This window comes from Paenibacillus sp. NPDC058174 (assembly GCF_042883865.1).
Classification (GTDB): domain Bacteria; phylum Bacillota; class Bacilli; order Paenibacillales; family Paenibacillaceae; genus Pristimantibacillus.
Window position 1 is genome coordinate 457423 of record NZ_JBHVUY010000001.1, and the last position, 20141, is coordinate 477563.

Consider the following 20141-nt stretch of genomic DNA (forward strand, 5'->3'; position numbering starts at 1 on the left):
GCAGAAGCTTACGAAGTAAGTTTTGCTTCGCAAAACTAAGCAGAAGCTTACGAAGTAAGTTTTGCTTCGCAAAACTAAGCAGATGCTTACGAAGTTAATTTTGCTTCGCAAAACTAAGCCAATGCTTACGAAGTAAGTTTTGCTTCGCAAAACTAAGCAGAAGCTTACGAAGTAAGTTTTGCTTCGCAAAACTAAGCAGAAGCTTACGAAGTAAGTTTTGCTTCGCAAAACTAAGCAGATGCTTACGAAGTAATTTTTGCTTCGCAAAACTTTTAGGAGGGTCCGTTATGTTATTCCGGCAATATTTGCATCGCGATCCAATCGCGATATCATACTTTTTTGGCTGTGGGAGTCAATCCCAAGGTGTAGTGGTTGATCCGATAGAGGATCAAGTAGACTTCTATATTGAAGAGTCTAAGCGGCTGCAAATGGATATCCGGTATGTCATCGATACTCATCTGCATGCCGATCATATTTCCGGGGCAAGAACGCTGGCGGAAAAGACAGGCGTCGTCTATTTGCTGCATCGCTCAGCCAAAGTGAACTATGCTTTTACTCCTGTTGATGACGGGGAGCAGATTAAGCTAGGCAACACAGTACTTACTATTCTCCATACTCCGGGCCACACACCGGAGCATATTTCAATTGTAGTGTCCGATCTGACAAGGGGAGAGGCTCCATGGTTTGTGGCGACAGGCCATACGCTAATGATTGGCGACGTTGGCCGGACAGAGCTGGCCAATGATGTCAGACGCGGGGCCGAACAGCTTTATAGGAGCTTGCGCGATAAACTGCTCGTATTGCCCGACTATGTGGAGATTTTCCCTGGCGCGTATTCGGGCTCGCTATGCGGCCGGCGACTGAGCGGGAAGCCGGTCTCAACGATCGGCTTTGAGAGACGTTACAATCAGGCACTTCAATTCCAGGAAGAGGCTGACTTTGTCCATCATATGACGGTAGAAATTCCTGAACAGCCTGCTGAATTCCAGCTGATTCGTGCTTACAATATGGGTCACAGCGAACAAAGGCCTGGCAAATAGTATGGTAAGCGAATCCAAGACGGCTGCCGTTAAACATGGAATTAAAGAAAACTTCGGCACATTTTCGCTGCTTCTTATTATCAATTTATTCGTTGGTTCTATGGTCGGGCTGGAGAGAACTGTTTTGCCTCTCGTTGGCGAACAGCAATTTGCACTAGCCTCGACTAGCGCTGCGCTTTCTTTTATCGTTTCATTCGGGTTATCCAAAGGCTTCGTCAATTACTTTGCCGGACAAATCGCCGACCGGTTAGGCCGGAAAAAAGTGCTTATCTTAGGCTGGATCATCGGCTTCTTCGTTCCGCTTCTCGTCATTGCCGCGCATGAATGGTGGGTTATCGTAGCAGCTAACGTATTTCTTGGAATCAACCAGGCGTTAACCTGGTCGATGACCGTCAATATGAAAGTCGATCTGGTTAAAGCCAATCAGCGCGGCCTGGCGATCGGATTGAATGAGGCAGCAGGGTATGTCGGGCTCTCACTTGCTGCGATGTTATCCGGGTATGTAGCCGCTTCTTACTCCTTGCGTCCCGAGCCCTTCCTGCTCGGATTTGTATTTATAGCAATTGGACTCATCTTATCGTTGACGGTTCGCAGCACGGAGGAGCATCTTCGGCTGCAATCGGTACAGCAAGAGAAGATATCGCTGAAAGCTAGCGAAATTTTTTGGCTGGCGTCGTGGAGGGACCGCAACTTATCAAGCAGTACACTAGCTGGCATTGCGACGAATTTGAAGGATGGAATGGTCTGGGGACTGCTGCCGTTATTTTTGCTGATGCAAGGCTTGAGCGTAGAAAAGAGCGGTCTAATTATTGCAGCTTATCCGGTTGCATGGGGCTGCTTTCAGCTGTTGACAGGCTATTTGAGCGATCGGGTCGGACGTAAACAATTAATCGTTGCCGGTATGATTTTGCAGGCGGCAGCCATCTGGTGGATTCTTCTGTCACAAACTTTCCCGTTATGGTTTACCGGATCGATCTTGCTTGGGCTGGGTACTGCTTTGGTCTATCCGACACTTCAGGCGGCTATAAGTGATGTGGCACAGCCGCATATGCGCGCATCGATTATGGGGGTATACCGGTTTTGGCGGGATATCGGCTATGCGCTTGGCGCGATACTGGCCGGACTTCTTACCGATTTCATCAATATTTATTGGGCTATGGGTCTGGTCGCTTTGCTGCCTTTGTTAGCTGGTATTAGCGCGTCAGTCCGGATGAAAGAAACATTGCTTCGATAGGCGTAATTGTATAGCAGGGCAATGAAAGGCCGCGTTATGGAACGCGGCTTTTTTTACGTTCGCGGCTGACCCAGCTTCGTTGCTGTCGTCCACGTTTGAGCATGCTTTTTAGTCAAATCGATAAAACCGGAGAGGGCTGGCGAAAGCCACTTGTTTTTATGATGCACCATTTGCGAGTATATTTTACGGGGTGTGCCTTCGAAAGCGATCCGTTTTAATTGGCTGTTCTTTAATTCTTCCTCTACGCATACTAGCGGTAAATAAGCAATACCTAGTCCGCTGCTTACACAACGTTTTATCGCTTCAATGCTCCAAAGCTCCATAATATGTGTAGGGTGCAGGTTCTTCTCTCTTAGGTAAGCCTCGAACAAAGTGCGATAGCTGCAATCCTTCTCATTCGTAATCAAGCATTCTTCCAAACGGTTAACAGGGCTATCCCCTTCGAGTGCGATTAACCGATTGTCGCTGCTTCCCACTAATACGATCGGTTCCTCTAATAACGGGGTGACGATGAGGTCCTCCTCGGCCAGCTCCGGCCACATCATGAAGGCAATGTCCGCCTCACCGCTTAACAGCGCCTTTTTGTTATCACCGCAGGTTGCATTGCTTAATTTAATGCTGACTTGAGGGAAGGCTGTCCGGTATTCCTTCAGGATGGGTTCCAGCCGATAGACGGTTAATGACTCCGGTGCTGCAATCTTTATTTCGCCCGTAATATCGCCATTATCCTTTGAGATATGTTCGATTTTTTCATACGTTTTCAGTATTTCATCCGCATATTGAAGGAGCTTTTTCCCCGCTTCTGTTAATTGAACCTTGCGTCCGATCCGGTCGAACACCGGCGTATTCAAATGCGATTCCAGCGCCTGAATATGCGAGGTTACGGTTGATTGGGTATAGCCCATCTGTTCTGCGGCAAGGGTGAAGCTGCCGTATTCTGCAATTTTTTTCAACGTTATAAAGTGCCGTATTTCCAATGTGTTCCACCGCTTTCTTCAGCATCATCTCCATCCTATCATAAAAATCAATACATAGTTTCAAGTATTTCAATTTTACGAATAGATAATTGTTCTGTATCGTTGGAGAGGAGATCAATTGGAGTAAGAAATGAAGCGGGAGGACGAGCTGGATGATACAGATTTATGATGAAAAGTATAAGTCTGAAGTGATTCAATTTATTCTTGGAATTCAGAATGGCGAGCAAGGACTAGGTATAGCGATTGAGGAACAGATCGACATTGCAGATATTACAGGGCATTATTTGCAGGCAGGAGGCGGATTCTGGATCGCGATAGAGGACCATACACTTGTCGGCTCGATTGGACTAATGAAGAAAACCGAAGAAGTGTACGTGCTGAAGAAGTTTTTCGTGCATGAGGACTACCGCGGCAAGGAAATAGGGATTGGCAAGGCGCTGTATGATACACTGGTTCAATTCGCTGCGGAGCAAGGAGCACGAACGATTTTGCTGGACTCGCCATCGGTTGCCGCAAGATCGCACCGGTTCTACACGAAAAACGGGTTTAAGGAAATCACGAAAGAGGAGCTGCCCGTTAGTTACGCATATCCGGACAGAGACTCATTGCTGTTTCAGCTGGATCTAGACTAAGGGAAAAAAAGAGAGAGAATGAACCATCCGCTGCGGATGATTCGTTCTCTTATGCTGCCCTTTAAGGATTAAATCCATTTCATGAAACTAAAGCCATATACCGAGCCGAGAGTCATTACGACGGTCCATAGAGCAAGGCTGACCGCCATCCATTGAATCACACGAACCCGAGACGAGCCCAGCGACAACGCAAGCAACGTTGCGATATCGGTGCCGAATATAAGCGGAGCCAGCAGCGCCAGGCCGGGAAGGCCGTAACGATCCCATACTTGGCGGGCACTATTTTCCTTTTTCGAGGGGACGATAATACCTTTCTTCAGCCTTCGTTTTTCCCTCCAGCTTTGAAATTGATCGTAGAAAATTCCAATTAATAAAGTCATTAGAAAATTGCCGGAAAACCCGGTAACCGCGACTGCAACCGGCTGCATATTGGCAACAATACCTAACGGAATAACGGCAAAAATATCAAGCCAAGGCGCCGCCGCCAACAAAAATAATAAGATATATTTCCATATGCCATCCGCTTGTTGAATCCATTCGAGCATAATGAGCCCCCATTCATGCTTGACAATTTCGTAACACACATTAGGTTGAATTCATAAAAAACTTGTGATATGATACCCCTAATTTAATTCGAGGAGTTGAATGGAATAATGTAGGATTTCTTGCTATCGATATAAAACAATAAAACAGTTAAAGCCGAAGTGTTCTTCGCGCTTGTTTTAGGCTTGTTTTATTCTTTATTGACATAAGCAAGAAAGTTACTTATTCTTTTCACTCAAACGGAATAGCCTTACTTTACTCTGCCTGGGCAGGGTATAGTTTGCTGTATTTATTTGAGCCACGGGAAGGTAACTTTCTTGTGGCTCTTATTTTTTTGTACAGGGGGACAATTCCATGTCATTAATCAATGTAACAAATTTGACGTTTGCCTATGACGGCAGCTACGATAACATTTTTGATAAAGTCAGTTTTCAGATCGATACCGATTGGAAGCTTGGATTTACAGGCAGGAACGGCAGAGGCAAAACGACATTTCTGAATCTGCTCCAAGGCAAATATGAATACAGCGGCACGATTTCAGCGAAGGTCAGCTTCGAGTATTTTCCTTTCCCTGTGCAGAACAAGGAAGATAATACGATTGACGTCGTCGAGACGATCTATCCCGATTATGTGCACTGGGAATTGATGCGCGAACTTTCGCTTCTGAGGATCTCGGAGGATGTGCTGTATCGGCCTTTCGGTTCATTGTCGAGCGGTGAGCAGACGAAGGTGCTGCTGGCGGCCTTGTTCCTTAAGGAAAATAGCTTTCTGTTAATCGACGAGCCGACCAACCATCTGGATATGGAAGCGAGACAGTTGGTCAGTGAGTACCTTAATGGTAAAAGCGGGTTCATTCTCGTGTCCCATGACCGCTCCTTCCTGGACAACTGCGTCGATCATATTTTGTCCATTAACAAAACGAATGTAGAAATCCAAAGCGGCAATTTTTCTGAATGGTGGGAAAACAAGAAGCGGCAGGACGACTTCGAGCTGGCAGAAAACGAGAAGCTCCGGAGGGATGTTAAACGGTTGTTGGAAGCTTCGAAACGAACGAGCAGCTGGTCACATGAAGTGGAAAAAACGAAAAACGGTACGAGAAACTCCGGCTCCAAGGTCGATAAAGGGTACATCGGGCACAAGGCTGCTAAGATGATGAAGCGCTCCAAATCGATTGAACAGCGGCAGCATGCTGCGATGGAGGAGAAGTCAACGCTTCTCAAAAATGTGGAAAGCTCGGAAAGCTTGAAAATCTCGCAGCTTGTTTATCACAAGCATCAGCTCGCAGAACTCGAGAATGTGTCGGTTTATTATGGCGAGAAGCAAGCCTGCCATAATGTCAGCTTCACGATTGAGCAGGGAGACCGAATTGCTCTCTCGGGTAAAAATGGCTCCGGGAAATCCAGCCTAATCAAATTGATATGCGGCGAGGATATCGACTATACGGGTACATTCAGGCTGGGCAGCCAGTTGAAAATCTCCTATGTCTCGCAGGATACGTCACACTTGCAGGGCAATCTGACGGACTATGCAAGAGATAACGGCATCGAGGAAAGTCTGTTTAAATCGATCTTGAGAAAACTTGATTTTTCCAGGGTGCAGTTTGAAAAGGATATTTCCGCCTTTAGCGGCGGGCAAAAAAAGAAAGTGCTGATTGCAAAAAGTCTATGCGAACAAGCTCATTTGCAAATATGGGATGAGCCGCTTAATTTCATTGACGTCATCTCACGGATGCAGATTGAAGAGCTGCTGCTCCAGTACTCGCCGACGATTCTATTTGTCGAGCATGACCGGGAATTTTGCCAGAACGTCGCAACAAAGATTGTTGAACTTTAAATCGCAGAATGGAAGCTAAAGGAGGGTGTACGGGATGCTTGAGGTTGTAGATGTTGAGGTGGACCTGTCATTGCGCTTGAAGTACGGCATGGTTCACAAAAATAACGAAGAAGCTACCGGAACGTTAACCTCCTATAAATCGAACACACTTTGCGGTATGCGGATCCTTATCGTGTAGTGCAGTTTCGTATAGCTTGGTTAACGTAAAGCGCAAAAAAAGCACCGGCGGCCTGGTGCTTTTTTTGCGTTTTTTCTCCGTGTGCAAAAGGAGAAAGTTATGAGACCAACATCGAAATATGAGAGGATTCAACAAATCATATTGGGAATGAAGCAGCCAAGCTATCGCTACCAGCAGATCACAACCGCGATTTTCCAGCATAGAATCGGTGAGTATGAACAAATGAAGCTGCTGCCCAAACCGTTGCGCGATGAGCTCATCCGAGAGCTTGGACATTCAGTTAGCAGCGTTACACCTGTATTAGAGAAGCAATCTGCGCAAGTAAGCAAGCTTCTGTTTGCCGTAGCGGGCGGTGAACGAGTGGAGGCCGTTCGATTAAGCTACAAGCGCGGGTGGGAGTCGTATTGTATTTCATCCCAATGCGGCTGCGGCTTCCGCTGCCGGTTTTGTGCAACAGGCACAATGGGCTTGAAGCGAAATTTAACCGCAGACGAAATAACGGATCAGCTGCTGCATTTTCACATGAACGGTCATGCCTTGGACAGCGTCTCTTTCATGGGGATGGGTGAAGCGCTCGCCAATCCTCATTTATTTGACGCGTTGAAGATACTGGCGGACCCTCAGCTATTCGGCTTGGGCCATCGCAGAATAACGGTTTCTACAATCGGCATATTGCCGGGAATGTTTAGGCTGATGGAAGAGTATCCGCAAGTCAATCTGACCTTTTCGCTGCATTCTCCATTCGATGAGCAGAGAAGCCAGCTGATGCCGATTAATGACCGATTCCCGCTGCATGAAGTGATGGATGCGCTCGATCGTCATATCCAGTGTACGGGCAGGAAAGTGTACATCGCTTATATTTTGCTTAGAGACACTAACGATTCGATCGAACATGCCGAGGCGGTTGCCGCTTTGCTAAGGGACAGAGGACAATGGGAGCATCTGTATCATGTGAACTTGATTCCATATAATTCAACGGATGAGACTCCGGAACGCTATGGGCAGACGGACCGGAACCGGGTCAATGCTTTCGTTCAAGTGCTAAAGTCTAAAGGAATCAACGTCACAGTCAGGACGCAGTTTGGATCGGATATCGGGGCCGCTTGCGGTCAGTTGTATGCGGAAGGGCAGATGTGATAGATTTGTTGAAATGGAAGGAATTTTAAAGACAGGGAAGGAATTTGGCATAAAACAGCGAATATACGAATAACATCACCTAATAACTGGGTTTAGCATCTAGAGAAGGGGGAAGTTCCCATGAAAATGATTGAGAATAATTTGGAAAGCCGCTCTATGCAAAGTCTTACTATAAACAACGGCGGTTGTTTGCATAGAGCTTAATTGGAGTTTATTTACCGCCCTAACATGACAAGATCATATAAGTTTGTTTATAGCGAGGCTTTGCTCCCTTAAAAAGAACTATTATTTTAAGGAGCGGAGCAAGTATGAAATATGTCAAAGCCGATCTTGTTTTTCCAGAAGCGCTGCTGAAAGAAATGCAGAAGTATGTACACGGTGAGATGGTGTATATTCCGAAGCCTAAAGGTATACGCAAAAAATGGGGAGAAGCGTCAGGAAGCCGGAAAAATCTCATTCAGCGGAATGAGGAGATTCGTCACCTGTTTTCCTCTGGGGAAACGATTGACCAGTTGTCGGACCGTTTTTTTCTCTCTTCATGCAGTATTAAAAAAATTGTATATTCCAAAAAATAGCGCTCTTCAAAGAGCCGTACCGGTATTCAGCCGATGCGGCTCTTTTTGTATCTACAATTTTTAATACCTGTTTGTTCCCTAGGATTAGAAGACGGCTTTTAATAGTATAGGTCTAAAAGCAGTTATGCTTCGAGGGGTAATCACAAATGGATGCAGCTAACCGTTCCGATCAATCGACCTATCGTTCCTTCATTCGTTTATTATCGCTGTCTAAGCCATATTTGGGCTGGTATTTGCTCGTCATTCTGGGCTCCTTGCTGTCAACCGTTATTGGACTGGGCATCATTGAGGCCACTCGCAGAATGATAACAGGTGCGGCAGAGCATTCGTCGGCACTCGTATATAGCGGGATATACATCGGGTTGGCCGCAATTGCCGTCCAATTGACCATCAATGTAGTTATCGCATGGCTGAAGTCTGTCTTCTACAATCAGTCGACCTCCCGGCTGCAAATGAAACTGATTCAAGCAGTCTCTATGAGAAAAATGTCCGAGCTGGCAGAATATCATAGCTCGGATTTATACAGCAGAATCAATGACTCTGCGGCTGAAGCGCAAAAAGGGCTGAACGATAAGTTTCTGCTCCTCTTCACGAACATCGTTCAGTTAGCTGTTGCATTTGCCTATTTCAGCTGGCTGAATATGACCCTGACGCTGGGCATGATTGGCTTTGCGTTGGCCTTCCCGGTTGTCACGTATCCGCTGACTGGACTGCTAAAGCGGCAGCATGATCAGCGAAACACAGAAGCGGCGCGCGGAGATTCCTTTCTGCAGGATGCAATTCAAGGCGGACAGAGCGTACGTGCACTTTCGGTTCGCACTTTGTTTCTTCATAAGTACATACAAAAGTTGAATCAAATTCGCGTACGTGATCTGATGATTGCTGCCTATGACGGCATGTTCGACTATGCGAATCGCGCTTTTATGTTTGGGGGCATGTTGTTTATTTTAGCATTTGGCGGTTATCAGGCTCTTCAAGGGAATCTCACCATCGGCGGGCTTACTGCTTTTCTGGTTGCCAGCGGGAAGCTGACGAGACCGATTCAGTCCATTTCCGGTATTTGGAATGAGCTGATCGCTTCGATTGCGCATACGAGCCGTTTTGAGCGTTTTCTGGATGCGGGGGAGCCAGAGCCAGTCGAAGAACACAGTTATAAAAGAACCGGCAAAGGACCAGAGGTTACTATTCAATTGTCACAGGTTTCTTATGCTTACAAAGGTTCACGGCCCGTGTTAAACGATATTAATGTTACTATTCCACAAGGAGCGTTGACGGTCATCGTTGGCAAAAGCGGTTCCGGTAAATCTACTCTATTGAAGCTATTATCCAAATTAATAGAGCCGACAGCCGGGAAAATGTACGGCAATAATTCTGAAATTACATCTGTGTGGCATTCGCAGCTTGCGCTTGTTTCCCAAGAGCCGATCCTATTTACGGGAACGATACGAGACAACATCCGGTTTGGCCGCGAAGACGCCTCTCAGGCCGAGATCGAGCAAGCTGCCCAATTAGCACACATCCATGACAGCATTATAAGCCGTCCATTGTCGTACGATACACGAATTGGCGAAAACGAGGCCAAGCTGTCTGGCGGTGAAATGCAGAGGCTGGCGTTAGCGCGAGCATTCGTAAGAAATCCGTCTCTCTTATTGCTGGATGAGCCAACGGCTTCCTTAGATCCCATAAACGAGGCGCTTTTTATGGAATCCTTACAAAAGTATCGTCAAGGCAAGACGGTCGTGTGTATTACGCACAGACTATCGCTGGCCCAGCAAGCCGATCAAATCATAGTGCTGGAGGACGGCAAAATCGCAGAATCAGGTTCCTATACGCAACTAATGAACCGTCGCGGCACCTATTTCACATGGGTAAACGAGCGAGAAGAGGAAGAGGGTGAACGGACATGAATTACACGTATGCAAAGACAGGGATGAGGGAGCAGCTGTCTTTTATTTTCCGGTATGCCAAGAGATACAGGTTGCTATTGTCTGCTTTTCCGTTACTTATCGCCGTCGATATATTGTTCGACATCGGAATTGCCAAGATGCAGGGTTTCTTTATCGATATGGCACATACAGGCACAACCGCTAAGCTGCTCACAGCTGTTCAATGGGTCGCGTTACTCATGGCTGTGGCTATTGGACTTATCGTCATTCACCGCTATTTGATTCGTAAGCTGCGAGGGCTTGTTCAGCGCGATATTGCGGCTGATTTGTTCCGGACAGTCAATGAAATGCCGTATGAACAAGTACGTCAGTACCATAGCGGCGATTTAGTGACCCGCATTAAAGAGGATACGGAATATGGCGCCGATATCGTAGATGCCTCCATCGAATTCGTTACAGTTGTCGTCATTATTGCGGCATCCTTTGTCTATCTGCTCACGATTGATCTGTCACTGGCACTCTTCGCGTTGTTAGGCGCTCCATTACTGCTGGTCGTCGGAAGGTGGTTTGACCGCCGCATTCAGCGCCTGTCGTCAGACATTCAAGTGCTCGAGAGCGATATTCGCGGAATGACGCAAGAAATGCTGCAAGGAATGTCCATCGTTCGGATCTATGGAATCGGCGATCAATTGATGAATGGCATATCGGCCAAGCGAGAGCAGCTTATTCACAGCCGTAAACGGTTGGATACAACCCGAAGCTTAAGTCATCATCTAACGGAGGGCGTATTTGAACTGCTTCACATCGGCGCATTGCTGCTCATCAGTCTTGCTGCTATTAAAGGGACGATGACTCCGGGGACGATCGCGACGTTCAGCTTGCTCTTTGAGCTCGTGATCTGGCCAATAATCGGGTTGTCGGAGCAGTGGAACCGGCTGTATGAAGGGGGAGGGGCGTTCCAGCGGATTCATGAGCTGATGACTTTTAAGCAAGAGAAAACAGTGGCAGAAAGCAGGGGAATCAAGGAAGCGCCGGCAATTGAAATGAAGGGAGTTTCCTATCAGCCATCCCCGGACTCAGAGCCTATTATCCGTAATTTGAATTTCACCTTGCAGCATGGAGAAGTTGTAGCGGTCGTTGGAGCCAGCGGCTCCGGCAAATCAACGTTTGCAGAGCTTTGCTGCGGTCTGCTTGGGCCGTCAGAAGGGAGCATGGGGATTAATCGCAGTGTAGCGGGGCTGGATCGACAAGATATCCTGTATCTGACACAGAATCCCTATCTGTTTACCGGCAGCGTGAAAGAGAATATCCGCCTTTCCTGTAAGGAAGCAACGGATGACAGCATTGTATCAGCAGCGCAAAGAGCATGGATTCACGATGAAATTGTGCAGTTGGAGCATCAGTATGAGACCGAAATCGGCGAGCGTGGAGGATTATTATCAGGCGGCCAAAAGCAGCGTATAAGCTTGTCGCGCCTATATGCAGCCGAACCTGATTTTATCGTCATGGATGAACCAACCTCAGCACTTGATGAAAGCACTGAAGGGAGTGTCATACTAGAAATGATGCAATGGCTCAGTCATAAAACCGCGATAATTATTACGCATCGATTGGAGCTTGCCAGTCTGCTGGCCCATCGTATTGTTGTCATGGATCAAGGCAGAATCGTAGAAGAGGGTACACATGAAGAATTATTGCTGCTAAACGGTCTGTACTGGAGGATGAACATGGCGGGCAGCAGAATGGAAGAAGGGATCGCGTAATACAGGAAAACACGTTATTTAGCTATTGTTCCCTCGTCGATTAGCCTCTCTTTATCATTCAAAGGAAAAACGCCAGGCTCCCATTCCTCTAATTGTCCGTTTCCTCCAATTATACGGCCATTATATTCATAAATGGAGGCGTATATTTTCTTCCCTTTTTTTTGTTTTTCTTTCAGCAAGTAGGTTGTAATATCAATTTCTTTATACGGTTTTAGATCAATCCCTGCGTTTACTGCAGGCAGAAAATTTTTTGTTTCTTGCTTTCTTTCGTTGAATTTCTCCTCAATATGCCAGCCTAATGATTGAAGGTATTCAACATGATTAACCAAGTTCTGACCGCTATCACTTGGCCCTTTGCTGCAACCAGCCAGCAAAATAAAACAACATAATGTTAAACCAACAATAATCGGTTTAATCTCAACACACCTCCATCTCTCAAATTTTTACATTTCGATATTAGACGAGAGGACCCGTATGAATGTTGCAAACTTTAATTGCTAGTTAACTTAATAAGAATAAGTGTAATTGATTAATCACTAAATTAGTTATTGACCAATCAATAACATGCGGTTATAGTTTAGTTATTGATCAATCACTAATCGGAGGCTGATGGCTATGAAAAACGCAATCGTTGTTGGAGCAACAGGAGGAACAGGGGCGGCAATTACGGAAGAACTAGTAAAGAGAGGCATTCCTGTAATAGCTTTTGGACGCTCACATCAGAAGCTGGAGAAGCTAGCGGCAAAGCTGGGAAACCCTAGACATTTGTCAATCGCTGTAGGGGATGCCTTTCGGCCGGATGACATAGCAGAGGCAGCGAAAGATACAGAAGTACTATTTCATGCAGCGAATGTTCTGTACCATGAAATGGAAAGCAAGTTGATTCCATTGGGCGAGTCGATTATGGGGGCAGCAAGCCGGCTCCGCATCAAAGTGGTTGCGATTGACGGTATCTATCCGTACGGCAGAGCACAGACGGAGCGGGTTAGCGAAGATCATCCGAAGCAGCCGCATACAAGAAAGGGAAAGACGAGACTCGCTTTTGAACAAATGCTGTTTGCTGACAGATGGAAGGATGCGAAAGTGAGCATCGTCCGGCTCCCCGATTATTACGGCCCGACAGCCAACGATGCTTCATATTTGGGTTCTACTTTAGAAGCAATTGCGGCTGGAAGTATGGCCTTTTTCGTTGGCAATATGCGTGTCCCACGGGAGTACATTTACTTGCCAGACGCCGCAAAGATGATCGTGAGCCTGGCTGATTGCGAAGAGGCTTATGGACAGAACTGGAACATTCCCGGCACTGGGCTAATCTCCGGCAAAGAAATTGTACGGCTGGCTCAGAAAGTAAGCGGCAGCGCCAAACCCGTTATTTCTCTCGGAAAGATAGGCTTGTCCCTGATCGGCATGGGGGTTCCAGTTATGAAGGAAATCGTTGAAATGCTTTATTTGACCACAGAACCTGTTGTACTTAGCGGAGAAAAGCTGAAGCGGCAAATTGGCGAGCTGCAGGCAACACCATTCGAGGAAGGTATTCGGTCCACGGTTCATGAATTGCAGCGGAGAAAGCGGAATGGGTGATATTTTTAACTGACGGTCGTTAAATTATTGGCTGAAAGGAAACCCGACCTTTATAATGGACAGCAAAGGAGTGGGTTTTTATTACAAAAAAAGAATTAACATCAACACAGTTAATGCAGGCTTCATTTGAGCTGTTTGCAGAATACGGAATTGAAAAAACGAGCTTAGGGATGATTGCTAAAAAAGCGGGAATGACCAAACCTTCCATCTACTATCATTTTGATTCGAAAGAACAATTAATAAGCCGAACGTGAGGATCAATTCAGAGCGCCGTTACTCCGGATTCAGCATGACTTCTATCCCGATGCAAGATGATGAATTTTACGATGGATTACTCAGGCATATGGAGAGAAACCGTTGATAGTGTTCTTAGAAAGGAGGATTAGTAGATGAAATATTTTATTATAACAGGTGCTTCTAGAGGAATTGGGGAGGCTATAGCAGAACAACTGGTCGATGAACAGCATCATCTACTTTGCATCTCCAGAACAGCAAATCAGGATTTAATAGATCATGCTTCTGCAAAAAACTGCCGGTTAAATTACTTCGCATATGATTTAAACCATGTAAATGACATTGAAGCACTTATTGAGGCTGTCTTTGAAGTCATTAATTTTAAGGAGCAGTCACAGGGCGAGGGGATCTATTTAATTAACAATGCAGGTATGCTTGCACCAGTCGCTCCAATTGAACGGAGTCCTGCCGAACAAATGATAGAGAATGTCCATATAAATTTATTAGCTCCGATGATTATGACTTCAAATTTTATTAAACGAACAGATAAGATGAAATTGGATAAACGGATTTTGAACATATCCTCCGCCTCCGCCAAATACTTAATGCCCTCACAAAGCTGTTATAGTGCAGCGAAATCAGGCTTAGATACTTTTTCGAAAAGCGTCAGTATTGAACAGCAGGGAAAAGAATATCCGGTCAGGGTAGTGTCCGTGTATCCAGGTATGATCGATACGGAAATGCAGGCGCAAATTCGTTCTGTCAGTAAGGAGAATTTTCCCTTTGTCGATCAATTTGCTCAAATTGCCGAAGAGGGGAAGCTGCAGACGCCTCAATACACGGCAAGAAAGCTGCTTGATTTATTATTTAGCGAAAACTTCGGGCACACAGCTGTTGTAGAGACGCTTGAGCAATCTGAATAGCAACGAGTCATTACCCGTACGCTGCGGATAAATCCGTTTCGTACGGGTGCTCAGTATAACTTAATTGGACATAAAGAAGACTGTCGAGACGTTCTCGACCATGCAAGAAGACCGTCAGGTTCCCTGACGGTCTTCTTGCATGGCGCGCCTAGCCAAACTAGTTATTGTGACAACTAAGATGCCAGTTTGTGCAGGCTATTTTGCTAAACCAGGATATTCACACACTCGTCATTCATGTTACACTCAGAAACAAAAGTAAACGGTTTCAAGATGAGGAGACATGGTATGAATGATACAGGGGTATTTTGGAAGCAATCTATTTTCACGAGGCTGATTGTAACGTTTCTGGTCAGCATGATACCTATTTTCGTGCTTGGGATATGGAGCTACAAGTGGAGCAGTCAGCAGCTGTCCGAAGAAATCTTCAATTCGATGAAGCTGCAGGTCTCTTACTATATGGACAACCTTGACCACGACATCCAACGTATTCAGAAGCTGCAGCTCGATATGACGCAAGACGAGGACTTGAACCAAATCGCCAACTCCTCGCAGTATTTGGATAATTTCGAGAAAACGAAAGCGATTCTTAGAATCCATCAACGGCTGTCTTCCATTAAAAGCAGCAGCGGTTATATTCAGGGAGTAAGAGTGCTTATTCCTTCTTTAAAATGGTCGATTAACGCGGATGGCTATCCCAGCGGCTTATACAACGAGTTAAAGCAGGAGGAATTCGATGGTTTGAAGGCACTTGAAAGCGATTCCGCCTCGCAAATCGTTCATTGGCAGAATCGTCTGCTGATGCTGGCTGGCTTCCCGAATTATGCGCAAGGCGGAAAGCCGCCGCTATTCATCATTGAGATCGAGCTGTCCAAGACGGCCCTGGAATCGGCACAACTGCAATTGGAAGGCTACAAGGACAGCAGATTCATTATAAGAAAGCCTTCGCAGCAGTTCATGATAGAAAACGTAAACGATGCAGACTCGTTAACTAGGCTCACCGAACGTCTGGATGCCGCATTGCAAAACAGCAGCAGCGGTTCGATCCCCGTTGATCTGAATGGCAAGCCGTATTTGCTTGTTTACAAGATGTCAGACTTTACCGGTATTATGCTCTCTTACGCGTTACCGAAGGAAGGCATTCTGACGTCGTTGAAAAAGCTGGTTACGTGGAACTGGAGTTTCTTCCTGATTGCTATCTTGATTACAGCGGCATATTCCTACTCCTTGTACATGTTAATCAAGAAGCCGCTCGTTAAGCTGATCCGATCGTTCAGAATGGTGGAGAGCGGCAATCTTCAGATCCGAATCGATTATGCCAGCCGCGACGAATTCGGTTATTTGTACAGGCGTTATAACGCCATGGTGGAAAATTTGCAAAATCTGATTGAGCAAGTGTACCAACAAAAAATATTAAGCCAGAAAGCCGAGTTGAAGCAGCTTCAAACGCAAATCAATCCGCATTTTTTATATAACAGTTACTTCCTGCTGCACCGTATTATCAAAAAAGAAGATTACGAGAATGCGCTGCGATTCTCGAAGGAGATTGGCCGGTATTTTCAATTTATTACGAGAAACGGCGCAGAGACGGTCACGCTCGATAAGGAAGTTGAGCATGCCCGAATTTATACGGAAATTCAGGCAATGCGCTTCGCGGGGAGAATCTCCGTCGATTTCGCTGATTTTCCTACGGATTTCGGACAGCTGATGGTGCCGCGGCTGATCCTGCAGCCCATTATTGAGAATGCTTTTGAGCATGGACTCGAGAATAAGCAGGATCAGGGCCAGCTCGTTGTCTGTTTCGCTCGGGTTCCGGGCGGGCTCGTCATCACCGTCGAAGACAACGGGGAAGAGCTGACGGATGCGGATTTGGAGAAGCTGGCGCTGAGCTGGCATCAGGACAATGATTATACGGAAGTAACCGGTCTTGCGAATATTCATCGGCGCGTCAAGCTGTTCTGTAAAGAGGGAAGCGGATTGACGGTTGCACGGTCGGATTTCGGCGGGCTGCAAGTCCGTCTTACGATTATGACGGAAGAAGCGGGGGGAGCATAGCCATGCATAGATTGATGATTGTGGATGATGAAAGGCACATTGTAGATTGGCTTTACGAACTGTTTATGGATACATCAGATATGGAATTAGACATCGTCAAGGCTTATTCGGGTAAAGAAGCTTTACAAAGGCTGGAAGAGGCCAAAATCGATATTGTGCTCTCGGACATTCGTATGCCTGGGATGAGCGGGCTTGAGTTAATGGGGAAAATAAAAGACAGCTGGCCGGGTTGCAAAATTGTTTTCCTGACGGGCTTCAACGATTTCGAATATATCTACAGCGCGGTGAAGCAAAACGGAGTAAGCTATCTGTTGAAAACGGAAGACGACGATGCGATCGTCGATGCGGTCAAGCAAGCAATCTCCGCACTGGAGCAGGAGTTAGGCAACCGGCAATTGCGGAGCCGCGTGCTGGAAAGAGAAGAGCTTGTCACCCATCTGCTGCGCAAGGAATTGCTGCTGGACGTCATAGGCGGCAAGGTGCGTTTGGCGGACGCGGATCGGGGCTGGCTGAACAAGCTGGCTATCCCTTTTGACGAGAACCGGCCGGTACTGCTGCTGTACGGTCGGGTGCATAGCGGAATCGCCAGCCAGGATTACTCGGAGAGATTCCTGAGCTTGAGGGTGCTTTCCTCTCTGACAGGGCAATATGTATCTCCATTCGCATCCCATGCGCTGATTGACAGTGAAAAATATGATCTTTTATGGCTTATACAGCCCGTAAAACGAATTGAAGCCGATACCGATGCTGATTCCATATCCGAAAACGATGAACAGCGCTGGAGAAAAACCGTGCTATTCGTCAAAGGCAATCTGGAAACGCTGCAAGCCGCAAGCGAAGAGGCGTTGCAGATGAAGATATCATTCCTGATGTATGATCAGCCTGTTTCTTGGTCATCGGTACAAGAAAGCTGGGACTTATTGAAAGCAATGGCTGACATTCGATTTGATTCTCCGAGGGGTATGCCCGTCGTTTGTTCGATAGACGCTGAAGAGGTGTCTACGTTCAATGCAGCCAACAAGGCTTCACTGGACGGAAGCACCTACGCTAGAAAAACAGAGGCTTTACAGGATTGCTTGGAGCAAGGACTGCGCAAGGAATTTTTCGAAAAGCTGGACGAGGTGGATAAGGGCCTGAGCGCCGTTTCCCGCATGCGTGATCTTTCTGCAGCCCAAGTATACGGCACGATATCGCTGCTGTTTCTGACCTACATCAACAAAAACCGTCTTGCAGACAAGCTCAGCGACCGCATCGCTTTAAGCAGGCTCATCCCTGCGCACGGCTTCGATTCCTGGCGGAAGTCGTTCGACTATTTGCGCGAGCTGGGGCACGCTGTTTTTGCTCTGAAGGAAGATGAGCGGACCAGCAGGGAGGACGAATTGATCGAGCGGATTATTACTTTCGTCAGAAGCAACCTGCACGGTGAATTGACGCTTGTCCGCATCTCGGAGAAGGTGAACTACAATCCTTCCTACGTTTCGAGATTATTCAAGCAGGCAACGGGAACGAATTTATTCGACTTTATCAATAAAGCAAGAATCGCCAAAGCCAAAGAGCTGCTTGAAGACGGCACGCGTCCAGTACAAGACATTGCCAGAGCTGTCGGGTTTGAATCCCCGCAGTATTTCGCGACGGCGTTCAAAAAAATGACGGGCAAGACGCCGAACGAATACCGTAACCAGGTTATCTGAATATCGTCTCAGCTGGTCAACGGATCAAACGAAAGTAAACAGATTGAACTATAAATCGTTGATGGTGGCGCTTACAATTATTCATAGGGGCCCCTCCCGGAAAGATGATGACGAACCGTATTCAAGGAGGGTTTATGTTGAGTCAAACGAAGAAAACTCGCGCAACTGCAATTGTAATTTTTATGCTGGTTCTCGCTCTGGTTACAACGGCTTGCAGCCAAAAAGAAAATGCAGGCCAGCCAAGTGAGAACAACGGTATTCCTGCTAATGAAACATCCACTGCTTCGCCTGCGTCAAGCTCGGCAACCGAAGATGGACCATGGTCGAAATATGAGAAGCCGCTTACCGTAACGACGGCGCTTAAGACCAATACGGGCATTACCCAACTCGGCAATGATACGTACGACGACAACCTCTGGACGAGGGCGATTGAGAGCACGTTTAACATTAAGATGAAAAACCTGTGGACAGCGGATGCGACGCAGTATACAACGAAACTGAACGTCAGCATTGCATCCGGCAATCTGCCTGACGTGTATACAGTGGACAATGTTCAATTTGCTCAGGTCACCGCATCCGGTCTCAACTTGGATTTGACGGAAGCTTACGAGAAGTTCGCTTCCCCGGAGCTGAGAAAGATTATGGAGGCTGACAAAGCCGGTTTTGAATCCGGTATCGTCGACGGGAAGCTGATGGGAATTTCCACCCAGCATTTCGGAATGATCAGCATTCCAAGCGTCGTTTGGATTCGCGATGATTGGATGAAGAAATTCAATCTCTCTCCTCCAAAGACGATGGATGAGCTTCTTCACATCGCGGAAGTGTTTATGACGGAAAATCCGGACGGCAACAAAAAGAACGACACTTACGGCATTGCGATCAATAAAAATCTTTATGACACCTCCATTTCGGCAACTGGAGTCGCGCTCGCCGATGGCATTTTCAATGCTTATCATGCTTACCCGGCTGCATGGATCAAGGATGCATCTGGCAAAATCGTTTACGGCTCGGTACAGCCGGAAATGAAAGCGGGCTTGGCGGTTCTTCAGGATATGTTCAAAAAAGGCTTGATCAGCAAGGAGTTCGGCCTGAAGGATACGGCTAAAATCGCCGAAGATCTGACGAACGGCAAAGTCGGCATCGAGATCGGCTCGAACTGGAACGGCTATTATCCAGGGCCGGATATTATTAAGAAAAACGGCAGCGGCGCGATTCTGATGCCTTACGCGATCCCTACCGGGGACGGTCAACCCGTGAAGCAGCCGGGCAATTGGCCGGTAGGCAGCTATATTGTTGTCAACAAGAAGTTCGCGAATCCGGAAGCCGCGATCAAGCTCATCAACCTGTATGTAAAAATTAACTTAACAAACGACGCTGACGAGTACATCAACTACACGGCGGGCGGCAGAATGTGGAATGCTCCGATCGGTGTCAGCGATCCGGATCAGAGCACGCGGGAATATACGCAAATCTCGGAGGCTTTAGAAACGAAAGACATTTCCAAGCTGTCTGGTTCGTCTGTCGGCAAATATAGCGCAGCACTTAAATGGGTGGAATCGCAAGATCCCGATTCCGCCGGCGCTTGGCTGCAAAACTCTTCGGTAGGCTCATTCTCGATTTTGCAGAAGCTGTTCGACAACGGCAACGTGCTGCCGACGGAATATCGCGGTGTGGATACGCCTACGATGGCCGAGAAGAAAGCGACTTTGGAGAAGCTCGAAAAAGAAGCAATCACGAAGATCATTATGGGCGCGTCATTGGACGAATTCGACAAGATGGTCAGCAATTGGTATAAGCTCGGCGGCGAAGCCATTACGCAAGAAATGAACGATAAATACAACAAATAAGAAAATAGGGCGGAA

18 protein-coding genes are annotated in these 20141 nt (G+C 46.8%); 15 read left to right on the forward strand and 3 right to left on the reverse strand.

Features of this window, described 5'->3' with window-relative positions:
• The first annotated feature begins 287 nt into the window (after positions 1-287).
• Together ACFVVF_RS02080 and ACFVVF_RS02085 are read left to right on the forward strand one after the other, a co-directional pair.
• Positions 288-1040: an MBL fold metallo-hydrolase gene (locus ACFVVF_RS02080; protein ID WP_387804937.1), complete on the forward strand. Its 753-nt coding sequence runs from the start codon at positions 288-290 to the stop codon at positions 1038-1040.
• Between the two features lies 1 nt (position 1041).
• A complete protein-coding gene (locus tag ACFVVF_RS02085) occupies positions 1042-2274 on the forward strand; it encodes an MFS transporter (RefSeq protein ID WP_387808739.1) in 1233 nt (410 codons plus the stop codon).
• Positions 2275-2327: 53 nt separating this feature from the next.
• Here ACFVVF_RS02085 and ACFVVF_RS02090 read toward each other — a convergent pair whose 3' ends face one another.
• The gene (locus tag ACFVVF_RS02090) at positions 2328-3251 is read right to left on the reverse strand and encodes a LysR family transcriptional regulator (protein WP_387804939.1); all 924 of its coding nucleotides are present in this window, start codon (positions 3249-3251) and stop codon (positions 2328-2330) included.
• Between the two features lie 152 nt (positions 3252-3403).
• On the opposite strand from ACFVVF_RS02090, the gene ACFVVF_RS02095 reads away from it, so the two are divergent.
• Positions 3404-3883, forward strand: coding sequence for a GNAT family N-acetyltransferase (locus ACFVVF_RS02095; RefSeq protein WP_387804941.1), 480 nt, complete (start codon positions 3404-3406; stop codon positions 3881-3883).
• Between the two features lie 68 nt (positions 3884-3951).
• On the opposite strand, the gene ACFVVF_RS02100 is transcribed toward ACFVVF_RS02095, so the two are convergent.
• Positions 3952-4428, reverse strand: a complete 477-nt coding sequence (locus tag ACFVVF_RS02100) for a small multi-drug export protein (protein ID WP_387804943.1) — start codon at positions 4426-4428, stop codon at positions 3952-3954.
• 352 nt (positions 4429-4780) lie between these two features.
• Between ACFVVF_RS02100 and ACFVVF_RS02105 the strand changes: the two genes are divergently transcribed.
• From ACFVVF_RS02105 to ACFVVF_RS02130, 6 genes are all read left to right on the forward strand, one after another.
• Positions 4781-6259, forward strand: coding sequence for an Lsa family ABC-F type ribosomal protection protein (locus ACFVVF_RS02105; protein WP_387804944.1), 1479 nt, complete (start codon positions 4781-4783; stop codon positions 6257-6259).
• Positions 6260-6293: 34 nt separating this feature from the next.
• The gene (locus tag ACFVVF_RS02110) at positions 6294-6437 is read left to right on the forward strand and encodes a hypothetical protein (RefSeq protein WP_387804946.1); all 144 of its coding nucleotides are present in this window, start codon (positions 6294-6296) and stop codon (positions 6435-6437) included.
• Between the two features lie 99 nt (positions 6438-6536).
• The gene (locus ACFVVF_RS02115) at positions 6537-7574 is read left to right on the forward strand and encodes a Cfr family 23S rRNA (adenine(2503)-C(8))-methyltransferase (RefSeq protein WP_387804948.1); all 1038 of its coding nucleotides are present in this window, start codon (positions 6537-6539) and stop codon (positions 7572-7574) included.
• 308 nt (positions 7575-7882) lie between these two features.
• On the forward strand, positions 7883-8149 hold the full coding sequence (locus ACFVVF_RS02120; protein ID WP_387804950.1) for a CD3324 family protein: 267 nt from the start codon (positions 7883-7885) through the stop codon (positions 8147-8149).
• A gap of 146 nt (positions 8150-8295) precedes the next feature.
• Positions 8296-10056: an ABC transporter ATP-binding protein gene (locus tag ACFVVF_RS02125; RefSeq protein WP_387804952.1), complete on the forward strand. Its 1761-nt coding sequence runs from the start codon at positions 8296-8298 to the stop codon at positions 10054-10056.
• A complete protein-coding gene (locus tag ACFVVF_RS02130; RefSeq protein WP_387804954.1) occupies positions 10053-11798 on the forward strand; it encodes an ABC transporter ATP-binding protein in 1746 nt (581 codons plus the stop codon). The genes ACFVVF_RS02125 and ACFVVF_RS02130 overlap by 4 nt, the downstream gene beginning before the upstream one ends.
• A gap of 14 nt (positions 11799-11812) precedes the next feature.
• Here the strand turns inward: ACFVVF_RS02130 and ACFVVF_RS02135 are convergent, their stop codons facing one another.
• Positions 11813-12127 carry a hypothetical protein gene (locus tag ACFVVF_RS02135; protein ID WP_387804956.1) on the reverse strand — a complete coding sequence of 105 codons (315 nt, stop codon included), beginning with the start codon at positions 12125-12127 and terminating at the stop codon, positions 11813-11815.
• Positions 12128-12413: 286 nt separating this feature from the next.
• Between ACFVVF_RS02135 and ACFVVF_RS02140 the strand changes: the two genes are divergently transcribed.
• From ACFVVF_RS02140 to ACFVVF_RS02165, 6 genes are all read left to right on the forward strand, one after another.
• Positions 12414-13379 (forward strand): SDR family NAD(P)-dependent oxidoreductase, encoded by a 966-nt coding sequence (locus tag ACFVVF_RS02140; RefSeq protein WP_387804958.1) that lies wholly within the window; start codon positions 12414-12416, stop codon positions 13377-13379.
• A gap of 113 nt (positions 13380-13492) precedes the next feature.
• Entirely contained in the window at positions 13493-13633 is a 141-nt protein-coding gene (locus ACFVVF_RS02145) for a TetR/AcrR family transcriptional regulator (protein WP_387804960.1), read from the forward strand.
• A gap of 135 nt (positions 13634-13768) precedes the next feature.
• Positions 13769-14536 (forward strand): (S)-benzoin forming benzil reductase, encoded by a 768-nt coding sequence (locus ACFVVF_RS02150; RefSeq protein ID WP_387804962.1) that lies wholly within the window; start codon positions 13769-13771, stop codon positions 14534-14536.
• A gap of 285 nt (positions 14537-14821) precedes the next feature.
• Entirely contained in the window at positions 14822-16588 is a 1767-nt protein-coding gene (locus tag ACFVVF_RS02155) for a sensor histidine kinase (protein ID WP_387804964.1), read from the forward strand.
• 2 nt (positions 16589-16590) lie between these two features.
• Positions 16591-18279: a response regulator transcription factor gene (locus ACFVVF_RS02160; protein ID WP_387804966.1), complete on the forward strand. Its 1689-nt coding sequence runs from the start codon at positions 16591-16593 to the stop codon at positions 18277-18279.
• A gap of 134 nt (positions 18280-18413) precedes the next feature.
• Positions 18414-20126 (forward strand): type 2 periplasmic-binding domain-containing protein, encoded by a 1713-nt coding sequence (locus ACFVVF_RS02165; RefSeq protein ID WP_387804968.1) that lies wholly within the window; start codon positions 18414-18416, stop codon positions 20124-20126.
• The last annotated feature ends 15 nt before the right edge of the window (positions 20127-20141 follow it).